The organism is Labilibaculum sp. DW002 (genome assembly GCF_029029525.1).
In the GTDB taxonomy this organism is placed as follows: Bacteria; Bacteroidota; Bacteroidia; order Bacteroidales; family Marinifilaceae; genus Paralabilibaculum; species Paralabilibaculum antarcticum.
In genome coordinates, this window is record NZ_JAKJSC010000007.1 from 1 (window position 1) to 21878 (window position 21878).

The 21878-nt window shown below is 33.6% G+C and carries 23 protein-coding genes and 1 tRNA gene; 17 read left to right on the top strand and 7 right to left on the bottom strand.

Annotated features, from left to right (window positions below; translation table 11 throughout):
• Positions 1 to 80 precede the first annotated feature (80 nt).
• Positions 81 to 153, bottom strand: a tRNA-Lys gene (locus L3049_RS18285).
• A 400-nt stretch (positions 154 to 553) separates the two neighbouring features.
• On the opposite strand from L3049_RS18285, the gene L3049_RS18290 reads away from it, so the two are divergent.
• Both L3049_RS18290 and L3049_RS18295 read left to right on the top strand, forming a co-directional pair.
• Entirely contained in the window at positions 554 to 1366 is an 813-nt protein-coding gene (locus L3049_RS18290; protein ID WP_275111270.1) for an SDR family oxidoreductase, read from the top strand.
• A 117-nt stretch (positions 1367 to 1483) separates the two neighbouring features.
• Positions 1484 to 2209 carry an RNA polymerase sigma factor gene (locus L3049_RS18295; RefSeq protein ID WP_275111271.1) on the top strand — a complete coding sequence of 242 codons (726 nt, stop codon included), beginning with the start codon at positions 1484 to 1486 and terminating at the stop codon, positions 2207 to 2209.
• An 18-nt stretch (positions 2210 to 2227) separates the two neighbouring features.
• On the opposite strand, the gene L3049_RS18300 is transcribed toward L3049_RS18295, so the two are convergent.
• A complete protein-coding gene (locus L3049_RS18300) occupies positions 2228 to 3235 on the bottom strand; it encodes a YitT family protein (RefSeq protein ID WP_275111272.1) in 1008 nt (335 codons plus the stop codon).
• 182 nt (positions 3236 to 3417) lie between these two features.
• Here L3049_RS18300 and L3049_RS18305 point away from each other — a divergent pair, with 182 nt between their 5' ends.
• From L3049_RS18305 to L3049_RS18335, 7 genes are all read left to right on the top strand, one after another.
• Entirely contained in the window at positions 3418 to 3966 is a 549-nt protein-coding gene (locus L3049_RS18305) for a 1-acyl-sn-glycerol-3-phosphate acyltransferase (RefSeq protein WP_275111273.1), read from the top strand.
• An 11-nt stretch (positions 3967 to 3977) separates the two neighbouring features.
• A complete protein-coding gene (locus L3049_RS18310; RefSeq protein ID WP_275111274.1) occupies positions 3978 to 4760 on the top strand; it encodes an amidohydrolase in 783 nt (260 codons plus the stop codon).
• Between the two features lie 126 nt (positions 4761 to 4886).
• Positions 4887 to 5261: a BlaI/MecI/CopY family transcriptional regulator gene (locus L3049_RS18315; protein ID WP_275111275.1), complete on the top strand. Its 375-nt coding sequence runs from the start codon at positions 4887 to 4889 to the stop codon at positions 5259 to 5261.
• Positions 5262 to 5320: 59 nt separating this feature from the next.
• Positions 5321 to 7093, top strand: coding sequence for a M56 family metallopeptidase (locus tag L3049_RS18320; protein ID WP_275111276.1), 1773 nt, complete (start codon positions 5321 to 5323; stop codon positions 7091 to 7093).
• Positions 7094 to 7192: 99 nt separating this feature from the next.
• On the top strand, positions 7193 to 7894 hold the full coding sequence (locus tag L3049_RS18325; RefSeq protein ID WP_275111277.1) for an energy transducer TonB: 702 nt from the start codon (positions 7193 to 7195) through the stop codon (positions 7892 to 7894).
• A 94-nt stretch (positions 7895 to 7988) separates the two neighbouring features.
• Positions 7989 to 8690: an energy transducer TonB gene (locus tag L3049_RS18330; RefSeq protein ID WP_275111278.1), complete on the top strand. Its 702-nt coding sequence runs from the start codon at positions 7989 to 7991 to the stop codon at positions 8688 to 8690.
• Between the two features lie 187 nt (positions 8691 to 8877).
• Entirely contained in the window at positions 8878 to 9594 is a 717-nt protein-coding gene (locus L3049_RS18335; protein ID WP_275111279.1) for an energy transducer TonB, read from the top strand.
• Positions 9595 to 9647: 53 nt separating this feature from the next.
• Here L3049_RS18335 and L3049_RS18340 read toward each other — a convergent pair whose 3' ends face one another.
• Positions 9648 to 10307 carry a B3/B4 domain-containing protein gene (locus L3049_RS18340; RefSeq protein ID WP_275111280.1) on the bottom strand — a complete coding sequence of 220 codons (660 nt, stop codon included), beginning with the start codon at positions 10305 to 10307 and terminating at the stop codon, positions 9648 to 9650.
• 181 nt (positions 10308 to 10488) lie between these two features.
• Here L3049_RS18340 and L3049_RS18345 point away from each other — a divergent pair, with 181 nt between their 5' ends.
• From L3049_RS18345 to folK, 3 genes are read left to right on the top strand one after another with little or no spacing between them, the layout of a single operon-like run.
• Positions 10489 to 11217, top strand: a complete 729-nt coding sequence (locus L3049_RS18345) for an SDR family NAD(P)-dependent oxidoreductase (protein ID WP_275111281.1) — start codon at positions 10489 to 10491, stop codon at positions 11215 to 11217.
• 10 nt (positions 11218 to 11227) lie between these two features.
• Complete coding sequence (gene folX, locus L3049_RS18350) at positions 11228 to 11584, top strand: dihydroneopterin triphosphate 2'-epimerase (protein WP_275111282.1); 357 nt, start codon at positions 11228 to 11230, stop codon at positions 11582 to 11584.
• Between the two features lie 8 nt (positions 11585 to 11592).
• Positions 11593 to 11961, top strand: coding sequence for a 2-amino-4-hydroxy-6-hydroxymethyldihydropteridine diphosphokinase (gene folK / locus L3049_RS18355; RefSeq protein ID WP_275111283.1), 369 nt, complete (start codon positions 11593 to 11595; stop codon positions 11959 to 11961).
• On the opposite strand, the gene mutT is transcribed toward folK, so the two are convergent.
• From mutT to L3049_RS18370, 3 genes are all read right to left on the bottom strand, one after another.
• On the bottom strand, positions 11953 to 12351 hold the full coding sequence (gene mutT, locus L3049_RS18360; protein ID WP_275111284.1) for an 8-oxo-dGTP diphosphatase MutT: 399 nt from the start codon (positions 12349 to 12351) through the stop codon (positions 11953 to 11955). The genes folK and mutT overlap by 9 nt on opposite strands.
• Positions 12348 to 12728: a C-GCAxxG-C-C family (seleno)protein gene (locus L3049_RS18365; protein ID WP_275111285.1), complete on the bottom strand. Its 381-nt coding sequence runs from the start codon at positions 12726 to 12728 to the stop codon at positions 12348 to 12350. The genes mutT and L3049_RS18365 overlap by 4 nt, the downstream gene beginning before the upstream one ends.
• 419 nt (positions 12729 to 13147) lie before the next feature.
• The gene (locus L3049_RS18370) at positions 13148 to 13546 is read right to left on the bottom strand and encodes a hypothetical protein (RefSeq protein WP_275111286.1); all 399 of its coding nucleotides are present in this window, start codon (positions 13544 to 13546) and stop codon (positions 13148 to 13150) included.
• A 197-nt stretch (positions 13547 to 13743) separates the two neighbouring features.
• On the opposite strand from L3049_RS18370, the gene L3049_RS18375 reads away from it, so the two are divergent.
• The 3 genes from L3049_RS18375 to L3049_RS18385 all read left to right on the top strand — a co-directional run bounded on the left by L3049_RS18375 (position 13744) and on the right by L3049_RS18385 (position 16128).
• The gene (locus tag L3049_RS18375) at positions 13744 to 14961 is read left to right on the top strand and encodes a DUF6051 family protein (protein ID WP_275111287.1); all 1218 of its coding nucleotides are present in this window, start codon (positions 13744 to 13746) and stop codon (positions 14959 to 14961) included.
• A 208-nt stretch (positions 14962 to 15169) separates the two neighbouring features.
• Positions 15170 to 15508 carry a hypothetical protein gene (locus L3049_RS18380; protein WP_275111288.1) on the top strand — a complete coding sequence of 113 codons (339 nt, stop codon included), beginning with the start codon at positions 15170 to 15172 and terminating at the stop codon, positions 15506 to 15508.
• A 23-nt stretch (positions 15509 to 15531) separates the two neighbouring features.
• The gene (locus L3049_RS18385) at positions 15532 to 16128 is read left to right on the top strand and encodes a cysteine hydrolase family protein (protein ID WP_275111289.1); all 597 of its coding nucleotides are present in this window, start codon (positions 15532 to 15534) and stop codon (positions 16126 to 16128) included.
• A 15-nt stretch (positions 16129 to 16143) separates the two neighbouring features.
• On the opposite strand, the gene L3049_RS18390 is transcribed toward L3049_RS18385, so the two are convergent.
• Positions 16144 to 19074 (bottom strand): FAD-binding and (Fe-S)-binding domain-containing protein, encoded by a 2931-nt coding sequence (locus L3049_RS18390; RefSeq protein WP_275111290.1) that lies wholly within the window; start codon positions 19072 to 19074, stop codon positions 16144 to 16146.
• A gap of 206 nt (positions 19075 to 19280) precedes the next feature.
• On the opposite strand from L3049_RS18390, the gene pta reads away from it, so the two are divergent.
• The gene (gene pta / locus L3049_RS18395) at positions 19281 to 20282 is read left to right on the top strand and encodes a phosphate acetyltransferase (protein WP_275111291.1); all 1002 of its coding nucleotides are present in this window, start codon (positions 19281 to 19283) and stop codon (positions 20280 to 20282) included.
• 51 nt (positions 20283 to 20333) lie between these two features.
• Positions 20334 to 21539 (top strand): acetate/propionate family kinase, encoded by a 1206-nt coding sequence (locus tag L3049_RS18400; RefSeq protein WP_275111292.1) that lies wholly within the window; start codon positions 20334 to 20336, stop codon positions 21537 to 21539.
• Positions 21540 to 21878: the final 339 nt, after the last annotated feature.

Below are 21878 nucleotides of genomic sequence, written 5' to 3' on the forward strand. Positions count from 1 at the left end.
ACATTAAAAGTGTTGTGCTCTACCAGCTGAGCTAAGGAATCGTGCTGATTTTATTTGTAAGACTTTTGCTTGTCTTAGAGTGATCCCTCTGGGGTTCGAACCCAGGACCCCAACATTAAAAGTGTTGTGCTCTACCAGCTGAGCTAAGGAATCAGTACTAGCCTTTGTTTTCAAAAGCGTTGCAAATATAGATTCTTTAAATTAAATACGCAAACACTAAATCGGAGAAATTTCCAGTTTTTGTAGGAGGAAGTGAGATGGTTTTGCTTTATTGTATTGGCTCGTAAATTGATAGTGAATTGAAAAAAAAATGAAAAAAAATGTAATTCTTTACTTTTGCCCGAAAATCCTTATGATAATGGGCATTTTTTTCAATAGATACTGGATTAAAATGAAACAAAAAATGAAAGAAAGTACCGCAAGTTTTCTTTAGAAAATTCCAATTTGAAGATCGAATTAATTATAAACGATGAAAATAATTCTATTTTTGTGGGCGATTAAATGATCAAAGCATCATTTTTATGTCACTTATTAGAAATAAATATCATTTTTCATGAACCAAAAAATTGTAGTAATAACGGGAGCTTCTTCAGGAATTGGAAAAGCATTGGCTTTTGACTTTGCGTCACGAGGATCAAAAATTGTTCTAGCAGCAAGAAATCTTGACAAATTAAAAGAAGTTGAAGAACAGATTTTGGCAATGGGGAATGAGGTATTGAGCGTTAAAACAGATGTAAGTGTCGAAAGTGATTGTCAAAATTTGATTTCAGAGGCTGTAGCAAAATTTGGTCGCATAGATATCTTAATAAACAATGCGGGTATTTCGATGCGTGCGATGTTTAAGGATTGTGAATTATCTGTTCTTAAAAATTTGATGGATGTGAATTTTTGGGGAACAGTTTACTGTACCAAATATGCGATGCCTTATATTACACAATCTAAGGGATCGGTTGTTGGTGTTATATCGATAGCTGGTTATGTAGGCTTACCTGGAAGAACGGGTTATTCTGCATCTAAATATGCCATTCGGGGATTTTTAGATACACTTCGGGTAGAGAACTTGAAAACTGGGGTGCATGTTTTAGTTGCTGCTCCTGGTTTTACAGCTTCTAATGTTAGAAATGTAGCTTTAACAGCTGATGGTAGTTCGCAGGGAGAAACGCCTCGTGACGAAGCTAAAATGATGACTGCCGAAGTTTGTGCGGCTCATATCGCAAAAGCTGTGGTGAAACGTAAGCGAGAGTTAATTTTAACTTTTGTGGAAGGAAAATTTACAGTTTGGTTGAAGAAATGGTTTCCAAGTTTGTTGGAAAAGCTGACTTACAATCATATGGCTAAAGAACCAGATTCTCCTCTAAAGCAATAAAGAATTAATAAATGGAGATTTTGAGTAAATCTCCATTTATACTGATGTATCGTAACTTTTACTGGCGGTATCAGTATACAATTCTTAATTGTACAAAAAGACCACTACACACACCTAATGGACAAAGCACACTTTAATACATTTATCTTTTCTAATGCAGATAAGATATACTACTATTTATATTGCATTCTGAGAAACTCTGACGACACGGTTGAAGTGTTAACCAATACTATTGAAGAATGCTGGTATGAGCGAAAGAATTATGAGCATACAGATCTTACCTATGTATTCAAAACAGCTAGGAAATTAGCCAAAGCACAAATCTTTAAATCTGATGATTTAAAAACAACTAATTCTATTGAGGGATGTCCTGTGAATTCTAATCCTGCAATGGTTCGTTTTTGTAATTTGACAGAAAAATTATCACCAATACAGGCTGAAATTATGTGCTTACGTTCAATGGTACGTTTGAAGTTGGACGAAATAGCTATAGTTGTGGAGTTAGGTATTAATAATGTTCAATCTATGCTTGCTAATGTTCGTAAAGAAATTAGAGCACAAATTGATCCTAATGATATTCTGAATGATTTAACTGCTCATGAAATAATTCCTAAATACTATTCAGGACTTACCACAATTGAGGAAGAGGAGCAATTACGCTTGTTTTTTTTACGTAGGGATCTTGCAGGTATACCTGATATGGATAGAGAACTCTTTCAAGTATTCTTAAAAATGGGTAATGAAGAGATGCCAAAAATATGCTCAGAGCAACTGCTTTTAAGAATTAAAGAAATTCAAAAGCCTAAAAAGACTTCTCTGTATTCAAGATTATTCAGAAAATAATTGATGCTAGATATGTGCTTATTCCACTTTATCTAAAGATTTAAACCCCTTTCCAAGTATTTCATTGGTTTCCATAACAGCAACAAAAGCAATAGGATCTATTGAGTGAATATAGTCTTGAAGCATAGATAGTTCTCGGCGGTTTACAACGATGAAGATGATCTTTTTTTCTTTGAGATCTAATGTTCTGTTCCCCTTTATTATCGTTCCATTTAGCTTGTAATCATTGGTAATTTTGTTTCTGATTTCTTCGTGTTTTTCAGAAATAATAAAAAGGGCTTTTTCGTAGGTCGATCCTTGTAATGTGATATCCGTAACTTTTCCAATAATGAAAAGAACAATCCAGGAATACAATGGAATTTGCCAATCCATTACAATGTATAAGCTACTCAATACGATTAGAGAGTCTACATAAATCACTAGCTGACCAAGAGGTAGTCCTGTGAATTTTGCTCCAATCATCGCAAGAATATCTGAACCAGCAGAGGTCGCTCTAGCCTTTAGTATTAAGCCTAAGCCAAAGCCAATAAAAATACCACCAAAAATACAGGAAAGTAAAACATCATCTACCAGTGGAATAAATCCCCACCAAGCACTTACAACATCAATAAATAAAGCACATAATATAAAAGATAGAAAGGTTTTAATTCCAAATCGAGGTCCCAAAACTTTAATTCCAATTAGACTCAAAGGTATATTAATAGCTAAACTTGCAATTCCAACAGGTATTCCACCGCCATATTTCCGAAACAAATCATTAGAGTAATCCATGAATTGATACAAAAGTCCGGAGAAAAAGCCATCGTAATCTGCAGGATTTAAAATTCCAAAAAGACCTTGAGGAAAGGTTCCTAAGGTTAATTTGTTGATAATAATTCCAATTCCATAGATACTACCAGGAACAATTCCATGGGGAATGATAAAAAAAACAAATCCTGCAGCCATAATTAAAGCCCCAGAAATAAGGATGGCATAGTTGTAAAACCATTTGCCAGAGAATATTGCGTCTTTTTGTATGAAAGCCAAGATGTTTATGATTTTAAGTCGTTGGTAGTAATTTCAATGCATTATTTAGATTTTTACAAAATAATAGTTTTTATTGAGAACTTTTACTCTAAATGCGATATTTTCCAATAAATATATCGGTTTGGTGTTGTTTTGTAAATAAAGAATTGATTGTTTTGCAGAACGATCAACAAAACAAGAGTATGAGAGCTAAAATTAGTAGGGTAATAATGAAGATGTGTGGGTGGAAGTATATTGGTGCTATTCCTGAAGTGAAAAAGGCGGTAGTTATAGCTGTTCCGCATACTTCTAATTGGGATTTTGTTTGGGGGAAATTAGCTTTTTTATCCCATAATATTCCAACAACAGTTTTGATGAAAAAGGAAATGTTTGTATTCCCATTTAATTATATTCTTAAATCTTGGGGCGTGATGCCAGTAGATCGAAGTAAAAAGGGAAATATGACTGATCAGTTAGCCAAGGAGTTCGCTAGTCGAGACTCTTTGTACTTATCTTTAGCTCCTGAAGCAAGTCGAAGCTTAAGACCAGAATGGAAGCGTGGGTTTTATTTTATCGCCTTAAAGGCTAATGTGCCCATTTATTTGGCAGAAATTGACTACGAAGAAAAAACATTATCTTGTGGTGAAGCTTTTTACCCAACAGGAAATGTTGACGAGGATATGCTTAAAATTAAAAGCAAATACCTTAATTGTAAGCCTAAATATCCTGAAAATTTTTCTACTGGATTATAAAACTGATTGCAATGTCTGATATGCTTAGAGTAAGTTTGGTTCAATTGGATTTGAAATGGGGCAATGTAGAGGAGAATCTGCAAAGCATAACACGTTTAATTTCCGGCTTAAAGAATGCAACTGATTTAATTGTGTTGCCCGAAATGTTTTCATCTGGTTTTATGATGGAAAATAAAGATCAGATTGCTCCAAAAGCAGAAATGACCATTAATTGGATGATGAATCAAGCCAAAGAGTTAAAATCAACAATTCTAGGGAGTATAATTGTTGAGGAGGATGGTGTTTATTATAATCGATTGTATTGTGTTGATGGTGAAAAGATCATTTGTTCTTACGATAAAAGGCATTTGTTTCGCATGGGAGAGGAGCAAGAGCATTTTAAAGGTGGAGATGAAAGAGTTATTTTCACGATTGGAAAGTGGAGAATTCGACCTTTGGTATGCTATGATCTTCGATTTCCGGTTTGGAGTAGAAATCAGAATAATTACGATCTTCTTTTGTACGTTGCCAATTGGCCTGAAGCTCGACAAGATGTATGGAGTATTTTATTAAAAGCAAGAGCGATTGAAAACCAGTCCTTTGTTTTGGGTGTAAATAGAATTGGACAAGATGGAATGGGACTGTCTTATGCTGGAGGTTCTGTTGTATACGACTCAAAAGGGAAAGAGCTTATTAAATGTGTTGATAATCAGGAAGCTATTTTAAATGCAAGCCTAAGCTTAGATGAATTAAATGGTTTTAGAGCTAAGTTTCCTGTTCATCTTGACGCAGATTCATTTCAAATAAACAAATAAGGTATTTAGTTTTGTGTTGAAATTCAGATAATTACTCTTTTGTTATTACTTGAGTTTTGTTAATTGTTGTAAAACTAAATTTATAGTTATATATTTAAGACAATAAACAATCCTAAAAAATAATAAATGAAAGAGCTAACTCGTGCAGAAGAGCAAGTCATGCAAATCCTTTGGGAGCTTGAAAATGCATTTGTAAAGGAGATTATAGAAAAAATTGATGAGCCAAAACCTGCTTATAATACAGTTTCTACAATTGTTCGTATTCTTGAAAAGAAAGGCTTTGTAAGTCATATTGCTTACGGTAAAAGCCACCAATACTTTCCTTTAATGGGGAAAAAAGAATATACTCGAAGATTTATGAAGGGCTTTGTTCGTAACTATTTCTCGAACTCTTATCGTGATATGGTTTCTTTTTTCGCAAAAGAAGAACAAGTAAGCCTATCAGAACTAGAAGAGGTAAAAAGAATGGTTGAAGAGCAAATTAAAAAGCAAAGTAGCTAATCTAAGAGATTGGAATGATTACAGGCATCATCTTATATTTTATGCAATCGGCGATATGCATGGCATTTTTTTATGCCTTGTATTGGTTATTTCTAAAAAAGGATACTTTTTTTAGAGTTAACCGCATTTTCTTGTTGCTTACAATTCTTGCCTCAATATTAATTCCAACATTAGAAATCCCTTTTCAGCCTGAACCAGAAAGTACAATTGAAACTCCATATCATGTTTTAGATGCGGTGGTAAAGACTTCACAAGAGTATTTGAGTGGAAATATGCTTGAAGAGGTTGTTGTAACTGCTTCTATAAAAAAAGTAATTAGCTGGTATCAATATGCAGGGCTAATTTATTTTATAGGCATTTTAATTTTTTCACTGCGGTTTTTAAAGAATCTATTTCAATTATCAAGCTGGAGTAGGAAAGGAGAGATTCGTAAGGAAAATGGAATTCGTTTGGTTATTTTAACTGATGATTACCCGCCATTTTCATTTTTAAACACCGTTTTTATTAGTCAGGAAGATTATCAGAAACCTAATTTTAAATCGATTATAGAGCACGAAAAAGTGCATGTAGATCAATTTCATACATTCGATTTAATACTGATAGAAATTCTTACCGTAGCATTCTGGCTCAATCCATTTGTTTGGTTCTACAAGTCATCAATTCAAGAAGTACATGAATATTTAGCAGATGATAAGGTTGTGAATGGCGCAGTTAATGCTCATGAGTATAAAATGCACATCGTAAATCAATTTGCAGGTGGTGATTTATTTCGACTAGCAAATAATTTTGGACAATCTACATTAAAGAAAAGAATATCGATGTTGGGTAAAATTAAATCTCCCAAAATCGCATTGGTGAAATTACTTTTGTTGATTCCAATTTTGACCGTATTGTTTTCGGCTTTTGCATTTACCATTGTAGAAAAAGAAAAATTGGATACTGATTTTTCGTTTCGAGAACTGTTACCATCAGAATTGAATCCGTTTAGTTCGTATGAGAATAATCAAGTCAATTTTTTCGGAAATGATGTGGATCACATTACTGGAAATTGGTCTACTAAAGGAATCAAAAATCTGGAATATAAAAAGGTTGATCATCCTAATGAGATAAAAGTTGTTATCGATGAAATGCCAGAGTATCCAGGTGGTGACAATGCGCTTCAAAAATACATAGCTAAACACGTTTCTTATCCTAAGGAGGCACAAGTTAATGGAATTGAAGGTCGCGTATTTGTTTCGTTTGTAGTTAATAAAAAGGGCAATGTGGTAAATGCTCGTTTGATTAAGAAGTTTGATCCTTTTCTAGATAAGGAAGCATTGAGAGTTGTTAGTTCCCTGCCCAAGTGGAAACCAGGTCGACAAAATGGTAAGTTAACGAACATTGCTTATACTGTGCCGGTAAATTTCTTATTGACTAATCAGGTTGAAGAACCAGTAAGTTCTCCTGACCCTCTTTACGCACGTATTAAGAATGCTTCAGATTATCATTTAGAGAATGAAATTAAGATAAAAGGAAGTAAAGAGTATACTATTGTTGAAAGAATGCCTCAATTTACAGGTGCTAATGGTGACTTAAGACGTTATGTTGCTAGACAAATTCAATATCCAGTATTAGCTGCTGAACAAGGCTATGAAGGAAAAGTTTTTGTCCAATTTGTAGTTGGTCGTGATGGCCGTGTGAAAAAAGCAAAAGTTATAAAAGGCGCTAATATTGAGCTGAATAAAGAAGCGCTTCGAGTGATTAATAATATGCCAAATTGGATACCAGGAGAGCAAGAAGGTGAAAAAGTTGAAGTGAATTATACAATTCCTATTCGTTTTTCTTTGAACTAATAAAATTTTTTACGTATATTAACTAAGAAATTAGTTACAAAACTAATTTCTTAGGAATACCAGAAACCAATTTTTAATGTTTAACCAAAACCCAATATTATGGAAGTTAAAAAAAACCCCAACTATGATTTGGAAAAAAAACGAGGTTTATTTTTGCAAATCGGATTTCTAGTAAGTTTACTTGTTGTGTTAATGGCTTTTGAGTATGAAACCCCAGTAGAGAAGATTGCCGATTTAGAGTTTGAAATACTGGATGAAATGGATGAGGTGATTCCAATTACTGTCCAAGACAAGCCAAAGCCTAAAGAGTTACCTAAATTTAAACCAATTGAGCTTACGACCATTATACTTGCAGATGATGAAGAAGATGTAGTTGATTTAGATTTAACTGATTCTGATGCTTTTGAGGATGATTCTTATGATATTGCAGATGTTACAGAGGAGATAGAAGAAGTAGAGGATGTTCCATTTGTAAGAGTAGAGCAGATGCCAATTTTTAATCCGAAAAAAAATAAGACTTATGACGAAGGTGTAAGAGACTTATTTGTAACCATGCAGAAAATGACAAAATACCCTGTTGTTGCAATGGAAAATGGCATTGAAGGAAAAGTATTTGTAAGATTTGTTGTTACGAAGACAGGTAAAGTTGACAATGTAGAAGTAATGCGAAAAGGAGATCCAGCTTTGGATAATGAAGCAATTCGTGTAGTTCGAAATTTACCGAACTTTAAGCCGGGAATGCAACGGAATAAACCCGTAAGTGTTTGGTTTAGTGGATACATTTCATTTGTTCTACAGTAAAATATTGACACTTTTTTTTTGACTCACTATAACTAAATAGTTAGTTTCAAATATTGTTTTTATTGATTTGATTGTTTAACGAAAATACAATCCTATGGAAGTTAAAAAGAACCCTAAATATAACTTAGAGAAAAAGAGAATCCTTTTTTTACAATTCGGATTTCTAATTAGTTTTTTATTTGTTTTGATGGCTTTTGAGTACAAGGTTCCTATTGAAGAGCCAGAAGTGATAAATTTTACAGATTTAGCAGATGTTGAAGATGTTATAATGGTCACTTTTACAGAACCTGAGAAGTTGGAAGCTCCAAAGGTTAAAAAAATAGAATTAATTGATTTGATTATTATTGATGATGACCCTGAGGTGGATGATTACGATCCAGTAGATTCTTTCGGAAATCTAGAAGATGAAGTAATCTACAATCCTGTAAATGTGGAGGATGAAGTCATTGATGAAACCACGCCATTTGTAATGGTTAAGGAAATGCCAATTTTTAATCCTAAGAAGAATACTTCTTATCAAGAAGGATGTAAGGATTTGTTTTTAACAATGCAAAGAATGGTACGATATCCAATTGTGGCACAGGAATCAAGTATTCAAGGACGAGTATATGTTCGATTTGTAGTTACAAAAACGGGTGAGATTTCTAATGTTGAAGTGACAAGAAAGGTTGATCCCTTATTGGATGAAGAGGTTGTTAGGGTCGTTAGAAACTTACCAAAATTTAAACCTGGTAGACAACAAAATAAAAATGTTGCAGTTTGGTTCTCCGGATACGTTAATTTTGTATTGCAATAGTGTTGAAGAGGTTAAAAATGAGGCTTTTATTTGCAACAATAGCCAATTAAAAAACGTATATATTATACACAAGTTCTTTGAACTCATCCTCTCACGAGGACTTAAGTTAAACATTATTAGTTGTTTTAGCAGTGTTTGGCTTTTGTCACTGCTTTCACATTGCATTTATTTTGTAAAATGTTTAGCTATGTTTCCTAAAAAGAACCCAAATGCTGATTTAGAAAAACGAAAAACCCTGTTTTTTGAAATTGGTTTGGTTGTTGCTTTAGCATTAACCTTGATTTCTTTTGAATGGCCATCAAAGGTAAGAGATGTCGTAGAAATTAGAGATTTTGTAGATTTGAGCCTGGATGAAGAAATGATACCAATTACAAGACAGGAAGACCTTATTGAGAAGCCTAAATTGCCACCAAAAATCCTCTTAACAGATGTAATTACTATTGTTGAGAACAATACCGAAATAGAGGTGGAATTAGATATTGTTGACGGAACCATAAGTGAAGAAACCGAAGTTGAAATTCAGCCTGTTGAAGTATTTGAAGAGGAGGAAGTTGATGATGAAGTGAAGGTTTTTGTAATTGTGGAAGAAATGCCAATCTTCAGACCAGATATTTGTAATAATAGGAAAGAAGGAGATTTAGAATTGTATAAATACATTAGTGCGAGTATCCGCTATCCGGTTATTGCTCAGGAAAATGGAATTACAGGAAGGGTATTTGTAAGCTTTGTTGTCGGACGAGATGGAGGAATTTCTAATATTAAATTGCTACGAGGAGTGGATCCTTCTTTAGATAAAGAGGCAATGCGGGTGATTGAAACATTACCGAAATTTAAGCCTGGTATGCAGAGAGGAAAGCCTGTAAAAGTTTCTTATTCGGCGGTAATTAATTTTGTACTGCAGTAATTTGTTGAATTGAAAAAAATAAAGCCTAAGATTTATTCTTAGGCTTTATTTTATTAAATAATTTTAGTTTCTATTTCTTGGGCATCCGCATGATATAGAAGTAATTCACTTGCCAGATCCATAGCTTCTGTTAATCCTTTTTCTTCCTGAAAACTGATGATGATCATTAAAAAATCCTCACAATTCGTATCGATTTGTGTTCGCAGAGAATCACTGGTTGGACTCCCGAAAGCTCCTTTTTCATCTCTAAATATAGGAAGTCCTTCAATGTTTAATTTACCTCTTCCAATTCCTTCGTACGCTTCTTCATTTTTTCCAATTCCAAAGCGAATTATTCCATCTACTTTAGCTGCATTATAACCGCCAATGGAAAATGCAGTTTTGATGGAAACCAAGTTGAGCAGATCCACAACATTGTTGATTTGATATAAACCTTTCCTATTTACAATTCGGCGTAAAAGAGAATCGGCAGATAAACGATACCTACTTGGATCTTTACCTGCAGCTTTATAGCCTTTTTTAGAACTATCAATAGCCGGAAGATCTTTGATGGCACTTATGGCCAGTTCCTCTTGCAATTTTTTAGTTGTTTCATTTATAATTCCCCAAAGTTCGGGACATTCTTCTTGCGTTTTTACTTTGCACTGAATAACTCCCAAACGTAGTTTCGGGCATGCTGATTTTAATTGTGGTTCAATTTCTATTCTGGTCATAGCTATGCAATGTTTTTTAGATTGTAAGATAGAATTAGAGGTAAAACAAAACACCTCTCAAGGTGCATTAAAACTAAATACAATCCCTAAAATTAATGAGAATTCTGAATCAAAAAATAATTTATTATAAACTTTTAATCAGTAAAGATATTGATTAACTTTAATGTAAAACATAGCTTACATGACAAATAGAAGACAAACAGTACTTATTACTGGAGCCGCAAAGCGAATTGGAAGAATGATGTCTCTGCATTTGGCTAAAAGAGGATGCGATATTGCGATCCACTATAACAAATCAAAAAAAGCAGCTATCGATCTGCAGAAAAGTTTACAAGAGCAGTTTGTTAGTCAGAATTTTAAAATATTTCAAGCAGATTTGAGCAATGCACAAGATTGTGATGAATTAATTGATAAGGTTTTGAAGCAATTCGAAAATCTGGATATTTTAATTAATAATGCTTCTGTTTTTGAACCAAGTGTTATTCGAGAGACTTCAATTAAATTGTTTCAAAATCAGATCAATGTAAATCTATTAGCTCCGTTTATTCTGTCAAGGAATTATGCAATGAACAGTCACCAAGGGGTAATAGTGAATTTTTTGGATACACGAATAACAACAAATTCGAATTCACATGCAGCCTACAGTATTTCAAAGGTAGCTTTTGCACACTTAACAAAAATGGCGGCCTTGGAATTTGCACCACAAATTAGAGTTAATGGAATTGCTCCAGGAGCAACTCTTCCACCTGAAAATCAAGGAGAAGAATATTTAGTAAACCTAGCTAGAAATACACCGATGAAAGAGCCGGGAGGCATTGTTCCTGTTTTGCAATCATTGGATTATATTATAGATAATAAGAATTTAACGGGGCAGATTTTGTACTGTGACGGAGGCGAACAACTTTTATAAAATTTAGCATATGGCAATAATTCGTGTAAAGAATTTACTCATTAGAACTTATATCGGGTTTAACCCTGAAGAATTACAAAACAAACAAGACGTTCTTATCAATATGACAATTAGAGCAAATGTGAATGAGGCGATTCGTAATGACGATGTTGAAAATTCTTATAATTATAAAACGATCACTAAAAAGGTGATAAAATTAGTTCAAGAGGGGCAATTTAAAATGTTGGAAAATCTAACCCAACAAATTTTAGATTTGATCTTATTGAATCCGCAGGTAGAATGGGCTAAAGTAGAGGTTGATAAACCACATGCATTACGCTTTGCGGAATCGGTCTCTATAGAATTAGAGGCTAATAGGGATAAATAGTTTTAGGTATGAATGAATGTATTTTAAGTATAGGATCAAACATCAATCCGGAAGAAAATATCCGTAAAATGCTTTGTTTTTTGGCAAAAGATCATTGGGTTGGGAAGCATTCATCTTGGCTTAAGACAGCTCCAATTGGAATAACTGATCAAGATGATTTTGTGAATGGGGCTGTTCATGTAAAAACTCAGCATGGCATTGAAGAATTTACGAAATACTTAAAAAAGTTAGAAGACAAAATGGGACGAGATAGAACTTTACCAAAGTTTGGTCCTCGTGTAATCGATTTGGATATTGTTGTGTGGAATGGGGATATTAAGGATGATGATTATTATTCGCGAGATTTTGTTCGAAATTCGGTTGATCAGTTACTTTAATTTATGATGTTTTACAAGTTGATTAACCAATTCAATATCAGCGGGAGCCCAATCTAAGGTTTTTAATTCTGTAATTTTTATCCAGCGAATGTTTTGGTGGACTCTAAGTTGATATACACCTTGAATGTGTTCCACAAAAAAGGCTTTTAACAAGATGATTTTATTATCGTAATCATATTTGCTTTCTCCTAAATATCCTACAACTTTAGTTTTGATTCCAAACTCTTCTTCCAATTCGCGAACGATGCATTCTTCGGCAGATTCATTCTGCTCAATTTTCCCTCCTGGAAATTCCCACTTGTAACCAAGTTCATCATCATGACTTCTCTGGGCGGCTAATACTTCATCCTGTTTTTGAATGATGGCAGCAGTCACTTCAATTATTTTCATTTATTCTCCTGCTTTGGTGCAATCTCCTCAAGTAAATTTACTGCAAGCTTAACAAGGTTTTTACAGGACATACTGTAATTAAAACGAATATCGAAGCAGCTTAAATATTCAGATTTTTCTTGAAAGCGTTTGCTAAATTCTTCAGACAGTTCGGGTTTGTCTTTGATTAATTCCAAAGCAGCATAATAAGCACCGCAATGGCCATCTTTTGCTTTGCCATTACCGTACTTGGAAAATTCAGTAATATCATCATTTGTGATTTGATATTCCTCTTGGAATGCTTTTAAAACTGCCTGCGCACAATTATAGTACCCAGGTGGTTTATGGAAATATTTTAAGGCAATATCAGCCTTTGTCTTTTTGAATATAAAGCTCATTTTAAAAATATTGCTTTGGTATCAAACAAATTTAAGTTATTCTCAAGATTTAGCATCAAAACAAATATGCTGTTGAACATGCTTGATGTTTATATCGTAAATCATGTCCTTAATTTAATCCTTTCCTATTGGGTGCAATTTTAGATATTAGAAGAACTTAAATTTCCCTACTCTTAATTTCAACCTTAATTACGATAGCCTTTTTAGAAAATAAATAAAGAATAGGAGATAAGATGAATGGAGCAATACTTAAGGAAAGCAATTCTGAATTGTTTATAATTAGGTAAATTCCTATGCAAACGAGCACCATCAATAATAGGCCAAATGATATGGACATTTCTTTAATCGTTTTTACCTCTTGTAGAATTTGCTCAGTACTTATTCCTTTTAGATCTTGATTTTAATGTTAAATCTCAGGTTTATTGTATTGATATTCTGATTTTCTCTTTTAATAAACTAATTTTTGATTGGTTGCTTAAAGAAAAGGAATTAGAATTTTGTTCTGTAAATTCTAATAGTATTAAAGACTTTTCGTAATAACTTAAACCATTCTCTTTATCGCCTTTTACAATGTTTAATTCACCTTCGGCAAAGAAAAGTTCCGATAATATTTTTAAATGATCATTCGTGTAGTTGTGTTCGGTCAGTAATTCTTTAGTTAATTTATCCTTGGATAGGCTTCTGAAAAAAGAAGCATCCTTTTTTAGAAATTCACGATAGGCATTGTCCAAAAGTTTAGTTGCTTGTGGTAAATTACCTTTTTTAATCAATCCTAAAATGAGAGCAATTAAATCAGCTATCATTTCGATCATTCGCATTATAAAATCTTTTTGGTACATAAAATTAAATTAGCGTGATTGGCTTACAATTGCAAAAATAATCATAAAAAAATGAGAAGTATATATGATTTTGTTTTTTTGTTAATTAGTAGTGTTTTTGTAAATTCGAATTTTGTAAGTTAAATCAAATGGATTAGGTTCAGTAGTCAAGAATAAGATCATTAAATTTTATTATTATGTCATATATAGATCGTTGTCAGAATTTGAAATTGGCTTTCGATAGTGGAGCTTCAGATATTGATAATATGGAATTTTTGGAGTATCAATTTCATTCTTTAGCTCATGATATTTTACCTGGTAAAACCAATTATTATTGTGAAAGTCATAAATTGGATCTTATTGAGAACATGCTATCGGATAATGAAATAGGTGAAATACAAAATGATGTTCATATTGAGGATGTTATTGTTGAAGAAAACCAGAATTTCACCTATAAGATACTAAAGCCGAAGGGGAATGATAGTGTGAAAAAAGTTACGTTTATACTTCATGGCTTTAATGAAAAGACATGGGATAAATATTTGCCTTGGGGACAAGCCATTTGTGAGAAAACACAATGTGCAGTTGTCTTTTTTCCCATTGCATTTCATATGCAACGTGCACCAAAGCATTGGAGTGATAAAAAGGCAATGTTTGAATTAAGTAAAAAGCGCAAAGATCAATTTCCAAATATCATAGGTTCATCCTTATCGAACGTAGCTATTAGCATGCGTCTCCATTCTAAGCCACAAAGATTTATTTGGTCGGGTTTGCAATCCTATTACGATATTATTCAATTTATTGAGGAGTGTAAAAGTGGTAAGCATGAGTTAATTGATAAGGATTTTAGCTTTGATATTTTTGCTTATTCTATTGGCGGTTTTTTAGCTGAAATTTTAAAGTTAACGAACTACAGAAATTATTTTAATGAAACCAAATTGTGTTTGTTTTGCAGTGGTGCAGTTTTTAATCGTTTATCTCCTGTTTCTAAATTTATTTTAGATAGTGAGGTTAACGTTGCTTTGTACTCTTATTTGGTTGAACATTTTAATAGCTTTTTAAAGAAAGATAATCTTTTGCATCATTACATTGAAGAGGATCATTTGGAAGGAAAAGTATTGCATACCATGTTAGAGTACAAAAATAGGAGGCATTTTAGAGAGGCTTTATTTAAAAAAGTAGAAAATCAGATTTACGCCATTGCATTAAAAGGAGATTCTGTTTTTCCGACTTATGAAATTGAAAATACCTTAAAAGGAGCTTCCAGAGATATTAATATTAAGGTTGAAGAGCTTGACTTTCCCTATTCGTATTCACATGAAAATCCATTCCCAATGAATAAGCAGGAGTCGCAAAATGTTGAGGAAAGCTTAAATATTGTTTTTAATAAAGTTTGTGATTTTTTTAAGCAATAGTTATTTCAACTATTTGCATTATGAAGTCTTTTTAATGTGTAATTAAATTTTCTTGTAAAACAGGTGTAGATAGCTGAAGTATATGTCATAATAGCTGATAAAACGATGAATCATCTAAAGGGCTTTCTTTTTAATAAGCGGATTGTTTTTTGATTAATAGAATAACAATTCTTAGCTTTATTATAAAATCTTAAATAAACTTTAACTCATGAGAATATTTTTAAGTCTATTCGTTTTTGTACTAATTTCAGTTAGTGTATTTGGACAAGAAAAATGTGACGATAATTATTTAAAGGAGTGGGAGGTTTTTAAAAAAGAAAATGCACCATTTAATTTTGTAAAACGAGAGAATTTTAATTTGTCGGCATCAAATGAAAGTACTGAACCAAGCTTAGGTGATTTGAGCTATAAAAGAGAGAGGTATACGACAGGTCAAGAGTTGATTGGAGTTGTTTTGCATGTGTCAGCAGCAATTAAGGATCATTTAGATGATAAGAATGAAATTTGGAAAGATCCGGCTAAATATTTTATTGAAGGATATTATTAGGTGAGGGGTCAAGAGTTGGTTAGATGATTTTTAATAGGTTAATTATTGAAGCTATGGATATTAAACAGAATTGTGCGTTGTTGTTAATTGATCTTCAAAAGGGATTCGAAGATATTAAATATTGGGGTGGTGGCAGAAACAATCTAAAGGCAGAAGAGTATGCTGCAAAGATTTTACATGTATGGCGTGAGAATAATTTGCCATTGTTTCATATTAAGCATTGTTCTACAAATTCAAAATCACCTTTGGCTGAGGGAAATACCGGAAATGATTTTCTCAAACTTGTAACGCCTCTAAAAGGAGAAGTTGTAATTAAAAAGTACGTAAATTCGGCTTTTATAGGCACCACTTTAAAAGAGCAATTAGCTGCAAAAGGAATAAGCAAGTTGGTGATTGTTGGCTTAACTACAGATCATTGTATTTCTACAACAACTCGAATGGCTGGTAATTATGGCTATGAAACATACTTAATTGAAGATGCTACGGCCACATTCGATAAAATTGGTGTCAAAGGTGAAAAATATAAAGCGCAAATAATTCATGATACTGCCTTGGCCAGTTTGCATGAAGAATTTGCGACAGTTATTAATACAGCCGATCTCTTAAAACTAGTTAGGTAAGAATAGTTCTTTATCTTAAACTAATGCCTCAAACAAAATTTCTACAGGATGTGAAGCTTCTCGCTCTGTTTCATCTTTAATTTGATGACGGCATGATGTTCCAGACGCTGCAATTAATACAGATTGTGGCGTTTTTCGTACTTCAGGAAGTAAAACCAGTTCTCCAACTTTTTTACTTAAATCGTAATGCTCTTTTTCGTATCCAAATGATCCTGCCATTCCACAACAACCCGATTTAATTTCAATTGCAGTATAATTTTCTGGGAAACTTAGAATTTTCTTTGTTGGAGCAGAAGAAGCCAATGCTTTCTGATAGCAATGTGCATGGAACTTGATTTCTTTTTTCTCTTTCGTAAATTGATCGATGGAAATGTTACCTTTTTGCATTTCTTGATACAGAAATTCTTCGATCATAAATGTATTTGATGCTAGTGTTTTAGCTTCAAGCTTCATTGTTTCTGGCACTAAATCAAGATACTCATCACGAAAAGTAAGAATAGCAGAAGGTTCAATACCTATTAACGGATTGTTTTCATCAACTATACCTTTCAATAGATTGATATTTTTGATTGCTAAAAACTTGGCTTTTTTAACCAATCCCTTTGACAAAAAGGTTCTTCCACTTTCTACATGTTTTGGAATAATAACTTGGTAGTCTAGCTTTTGTAACAATTGGATCGTTTTAATCCCAATTGGCGTATCGTTGTAATCGGTAAATTCATCAGCAAAAAGATAAACCCGCTTTTTTGTTGTTCCATTTGTAGTTGACGAATGCCATTTTTTAAGCGTGGTATTATGCAATTTCGGAATGCTTCTTTCTTTGGCAAAACCCAAATTGCTTTTTACAATATTCCCAATTGTAGGATGTTGATTTACGTAATTAAATAAGGAAGGAGCATAACTACCCAACTTATTTATTTTACTGATGTTTGCAATTAATTTACTCCGAAGCGGAATAGGATTGGAATCGTAATACTGTTGCAGAAATTCGGCTTTAAGCTTTGCCATATCCACATTCGATGGACATTCAGATTTACATGCTTTGCACGATAAGCAAAAGTCTAAAATATCATATAAGTCTTTTTGATCGAATGGATTTTTTTTATCAGAGTTGGTAAGAAATTCTCTGAATAGATTCGCTCTTGCTCGTGTGCTTAATTTTTCATCTAAACTTGCTTGATAACTAGGACACAATGCCTTTCCTGTTACATGAGTATTTCTGCAATCGCCAGAGCCATTGCATCGTTCTGTAGCTCTTACAATTCCCATATCACTAGAAAAATCAAAATAAGTTTCAATTTCTTTCGTTTGCTGATTTGGTTCATAACGCAAATGCGTATTCATTTTTGGCGTATCAACAATTTTACCTGGATTAAAAATATTTTTAGGATCCCAAGTTTGCTTAATCTGACGCAACAATTGATAGTTTTCTTCTCCTATCATGATCGGAATAAATTCCCCACGCAGTCTTCCATCTCCATGTTCACCGCTTAGCGAACCATTGTATTTTTTGACGAGTTTTGCAGAATCTAACCCAATTGCATGAAATTTTTCTTGGTCATCAGCATTTTTTAAGTCTAGAACAGGACGCATATGAATCTCTCCAGTACCAATATGAGCATGGAATACACATTGTATCTCATGTTTCTTCATTAATTCCTTAAATTCTGCAATGTAATCGTATAATACTTCAGGATTTACTGATGTATCTTCAATTAAGGAAACAGGTTTGGCGTCACCAATCATATTGGAAAGCACACCTAAGGCTGATTTTCGTAGATCCCAAACCTTCGTAATGTTTTCTGCTCCAGTAACAACAGGGAAGTGATATCCTAAATTATTTTCACGAAATTCAGCTTCCATTTTGCATGCAATTTGCTCAATTTCAGCTTTTGACTCTCTTGCAAATTCAATAATTAGCAGAGCACCTGGACTACCTTGTAAAAAAAATCGATTTTTGGCTTGTGTACGATTTCCTTCAGTCAATTTCAATATCTGATCGTCCATTAACTCAACTGCACCAGGTTGATATTTTAAGGCAATTAAGTTTCCTTTAATTGCATCTTCCAAACTTTTAAAATGGGCACAAACCAGAGCCTTTTCTTTTGGTGGGGACGGCACTAAATTTAATTTTATTTCAGTAGTAAAGGCTAGAGTCCCTTCTGAGCCTGCTAATAGATTACAGAAATTAAATTGAATATCATTTTTACTAAAAGGAGAGGAGTTGGATAGGATATCTATAGCATAACCAGTATTTCTTCTTTTAATTTTTAGATCAGGAAATTCCTTGTCTATTGAGGCTCGTATTTCTTCTGATGATAGAATTTGATTTATTTGCTGGTAAAGTTTAGATTCTAATCCGTTATTTGCTTCACATTTTTGTTTGAATTCATCGTCAGTTACATTTTTGAAGGTAGCTTTACTTCCATCGCTAAGGATACAATTTGTTTCAAGTGTATGATCTCTTGTACTACCATATATAATGGAATGCGATCCACAAGAGTTATTTCCTAGCATTCCACCAAGCATGCACCTGCTACTCGTTGAGGTTTCAGGACCAAAAAACAAACCATATGAATGAAGGTAAAGATTTAATTCATCGAGAATAACACCTGGTTGAACTCGAACCCATTTTTCTTCTTGATTAAGCTCCAGAATTTTAGTGAAGTGTTTTGAGATATCCACAACGAGACCGTCACCAACTACTTGTCCTGCTAGTGAAGTTCCAGCAGCTCTTGGTATCAATGATAAATCTTGATCAGATGCAAATTTGATTAAATGTTGTAAGTCACTTTCATTCTTAGGGTAAGCAACAGCTAATGGAAGTACCTTGTAGGCTGAGGCATCTGTAGCGTAAAGTAAACGAGTACTCATATCTCTATGGATTTCGCCCTCTAGTTTTTCTTGAAGTTCCTCAAATATAGTTGATTGAACAGTAGGTTTCATATTTGTTAGGTGCTTTTAATCTCATTAAATCTCTAGAAATGAAATTACGTTATTATTTTTTAATGCAAGCTTATTGAGAATGAATATTTATTAAAATTTTCAAATAAAAAGCATCAAAAATTATTGATTTAGGAATCTAAAGTTTACGTTTTATATCTAATTTCGCAATGTCGAGATTACAAAAATACATAAATTACTGATTCACAATGAACTTACTGCAAAAGATTAAGGAGAATGCAAAGCTGCATAACAAAAAAATTGTTCTTCCAGAGGGAACTGAAGAGAGAACATTGCAAGCTGCAGACATCCTTTTGAATGAAAAAATTGCACAAATTATTTTGATTGGAAATCCTGAGACAATCAAATCAGAAGCTAACAGGTTGAATTTAGAGCATATCTCTAAAGCAATTATCATCGATCCGGAAAATCATGATAAAATGGAAGCTTATGCAGAGATTTTGGTTGAACTTCGTAAGAAGAAAGGGATGACCATGGAGAAAGCTATGGGACTTGTTAAAGATCCTCTTTATTTGGCTACCTTAATGATTAAAGCGGGTGATGCTGATGGAGAAGTTGCCGGAGCATTGAATGCTACAGGAGACGTATTGCGTCCAGCTTTCCAGATTGTGAAAACAATGCCTGGTTGCTCAGTTGTTTCTGGTGCTTTTATCTTGATTTTGAAGGATAAAACATTTGGCGATAATGGTATGTTGGTTGTTGCTGACTGTGCTGTTCATCCAAACCCAACTGCTAGTGAGTTAGCTGAGATTGCAGTTGCTACTGCAAAAACAACAAAGGCTATTGCTAATATGGAACCACGTGTTGCTATGTTGAGTTTTTCTACTATGGGATCGGCTAAGCACGAAATGGTTGATAAGGTTGTTGAGGCTACTCGTTTGGCTAAAGAAGCGGCTCCGGAATTCCTAATTGACGGTGAGATGCAAGCTGATGCTGCTATTGTTGAAGCAATTGGTGCTAGCAAGGCTCCAAATTCAGAAGTTGCAGGTAGAGCAAACGTATTGGTATTCCCAACTCTTGAAGTAGGAAATATTGCTTACAAATTAGTACAGCGTTTAGCTGGTGCTGAAGCTGTAGGACCGGTATTACAGGGTATGGCTGCTCCAATCAACGACCTATCCAGAGGTTGTTCAGTTAGCGATATTGTGAACTTAGTAGCTATTACAGCAAATCAGACTGCAGGAATGTAAGCTGAGAAATCAGAAATAGAATCTTAATCAAACAAATAATAACAAAATCTAATGAACGTTTTAGTTTTAAATTGCGGAAGTTCTTCATTGAAGTATCAAATTTTGAACATGGGCGAAGAGGCGACTCTTTTAGCTTCTGGTCTTGTTGAGCGTATTGGTCTTGAAAATGGTGTTTTAACTCACAAACCTGAGGGAAAAGATAAGTTCAAAACGATTCAGGATATTCCTAATCATTCTGTAGGTATTAATTTAGTTCTTGCAGCATTGGTTAACGCTGATCATGGTGTAATCTCTGACATCAAAGAAATTAACGCAGCGGGTCATCGTGTGGCTCATGGTGGCGAATATTTCCAGGATAGTGCTTTTGTTACTGAAGAAGCGAAAGCGAATATCAAAGCATGTTGCGAATTGGCTCCACTTCACAACCCGGCTAACCTTGAAGGTATCTTAGCAATTGAGAAATTGTTACCAGGTTTACCTCAAGTTGCTGTGTTTGATACATCTTTCCACCAAACACTTCCAAAGGAAGCTTTCATGTATGGTTTACCTTACGATTGCTACGAAACTTTGAAAGTTCGTAAATATGGTTTCCACGGAACTTCTCACAAATTTGTTGCTAACAAAGCGTGTGAAATACTAGGATGGAATATCGAAGATAAGAAAATCGTTTCTTGTCATCTTGGTAATGGTGCTTCTGTATGTGCTATCGATGGTGGTAAGTCTATCGAAACTTCAATGGGATTTACGCCTAACGAAGGTCTTTTGATGGGTACTCGTACAGGTAACCTTGACCTGGGTGCTTTACTATATATTGCTGAAAAGAAAGATCTTTCTATTCAGGAAACTAATAACTTGATTAATAAAGAATCAGGATTAGCAGGTATTTCTGGTATCTCTTCTGATATGAGAGATCTTGAAGATGCTGCAGCTGAAGGAAACGAAAGAGCTCAATTGGCTTTAGATATGTTCGCATATCGTGTAAAACGTTTTGTTGGTTCATATACTGCTTCTATGGGTGGTGTTGATTTAGTAATATTCACTGGAGGAATTGGAGAGAACGATTCTGTTTCTCGTGAGAAAATTGCGAAAGATTTTGGATACCTTGGACTTGACTTTGATAAGGATGTGAACGCAGGTTTACGTGGAAAAGATATGGTTATTTCTAAAGAAGGATCTAAAGTGAAAGCAATGGTCGTAACGACTAATGAGGAGTTGGTTATTGCTTCTGATACACAGCGTATTGTTGGTGCTTTGTAACTATCAAACTTATGATATTAAAAAGCTCTGTTGTTAACAGGGCTTTTTTTTATGCCAAAATATAAGATGATAATTTATTTTTTATCCGTATTTTACTTTTTATAATTTTAATTTAATGGATATGTTAAGCCAATAGATTGTTAGTAAAGTGTTAAATTTTGAAACAAATTTGTTTGCTTAACGTTTAGACGTATAGTATTTACTGGAAATACATGATATTTCATAGCAAATTGCAATGACTTTATGTTCGTATCAAACACATATTCTATAAAAACATTTTTTATTTTATTGTTGATTTCGTTTTCGATTTCTACTCTTGGACAGAGAACGAATTTTCGT